Here is a 1,491-nt window from a genome sequence, read left to right on the forward strand (position 1 = left end):
GGCCAGGGCCTGCAGCCGGGCCGGCGTCGACCACAGGACCCCCGGGGTGGCGAAGGTGTCCAGGGAGAGGACGTCGTCCACGAAGTACACGTGGTAGACGCCCTCCAGCGAGCCCAGCAGTTCCACCGCGCCCAGCGAGTCCAGCCCCGCCGGCCGCAGATCCGTGTCGGCCTCCAGCGGTTCGCAGGCGTCGTGGAACGGCAGGTGCGCACGCAGCAGTTCCTCGAACTTCTTGTCCCAAGCCATCGCTGACCTCACCCTTTGCGTGTCGTCGGTTTCACCTGGAGTCGTAGAGGAACGCGGCCCGCTCGCGGCGTCCGGCGTGTCCGGCGAGCGCGGTCACCTCGGCCGGGGAGAGCCGTTCCAGGCGGATGTGCCGGGACGTGGGCCGGCTCGTCGGCTCGGCCGCGAACGCCCGGTCGCCGCTGTCGTGGGGGACCGTCCGGGCGACGGCCGGCAGCCGGCGGAGCACGTCCCGCACGCTCTGGTGCCCGGCCGGGGAGCCGGCCGGGCACAGCACCACCGCTCCCGCGGCGGCGGCCCGTTCGATCGGCAGGTGCACGAGCGCACTCTTCCTGTCGGTCGCTCCACCCCCACCGGGCCAGCCTGGCCACGCCGCCTACAGCAGCGGTCGAGCCACGGAGGAACGGACCCCCCGGAGCGTCCCCACGGCCGAGACCGGTCCCGGAAAGGAGAAAAGAGAGAAAAGAGGGAAAGGAGGAGATGAGGATAAAGAGAGGGAAGGGAGGGGAGGGGGAAATCGGCTGCGGGATCAATGCCCTGACGTCCCCGGGGTGGAAAATGTCCGGCCCGTTCCTCGGGCCGTGCCGGGTTTTAACCGTTCTCCATTCCCGCTCCAGCGCGTACGGCGATGATTCCCGGGTCTCCCGTGCGGCCGTACGGGAGGAGGGACCACGGAGGAAGGCCTTGTCATGACACCGGCGCTGACCGAGCCCCTCAGCGGGACGCTGTACGAACTCCTCACCGCGCGCAGCCTGCGCGAGCGCAACAGGGAACTCGTCCTCGCGCTGGTCGCGGCGGGCAACCGGGGCGAGGTCAACCACCTCACCCGCCACTGGGCGGGCGCCGGTGAGAGGGACGGGCGGACTCTGCCCGACGGGCTGGTGCTGAGGGCCGAGAGCGTCGTCGCCGACCACGACGTCGTCGCCCTGCGCGCGAGCGTCCGCGCCGAAGGGGCCACCTGGCTGCTGGCTGCCGAGTTCCGCTTCGATGCCGCGGGCCGCATCGAGCAGTGCCATGACCTGCTCGTACCCGAGACGGCGGCAGGCTGACACGGCGCCGGGCTGACACGCCGGCGGGCTGACACGGCCTCAGCCGGGGTGTGTCCGCCGCCGGTTCGTTGTCGCCCCCTCCCGGCGCGCCGCCCGGAATCGAGCTCCGATACCGGCATGGAGAGGGCTGCGTCGAGTGGCATCCTGGCCCGGACCTTGATGCCGACACTTCGGACTCTTGGAACGAGGGCCTCTCGGG

3 protein-coding genes are annotated in these 1,491 nt (G+C 71.6%); 1 reads left to right on the forward strand and 2 read right to left on the reverse strand.

What is annotated here, in order from left to right; all coding sequences use genetic code 11:
- The coding region (locus ACWEBX_RS40540) for a phosphopantetheine-binding protein (protein ID WP_451889697.1) at positions 1 to 246 on the reverse strand (246 nt) is incomplete at its 3' end.
- Between the two features lie 31 nt (positions 247 to 277).
- Positions 278 to 562 (reverse strand): hypothetical protein, encoded by a 285-nt coding sequence (locus tag ACWEBX_RS40545; protein ID WP_451889698.1) that lies wholly within the window; start codon positions 560 to 562, stop codon positions 278 to 280.
- A gap of 370 nt (positions 563 to 932) precedes the next feature.
- On the opposite strand from ACWEBX_RS40545, the gene ACWEBX_RS40550 reads away from it, so the two are divergent.
- On the forward strand, positions 933 to 1,292 hold the full coding sequence (locus ACWEBX_RS40550) for a hypothetical protein (RefSeq protein ID WP_451889699.1): 360 nt from the start codon (positions 933 to 935) through the stop codon (positions 1,290 to 1,292).
- Positions 1,293 to 1,491 lie beyond the last annotated feature (199 nt).

It is taken from the genome of Streptomyces sp. NPDC005070 (assembly GCF_053600395.1).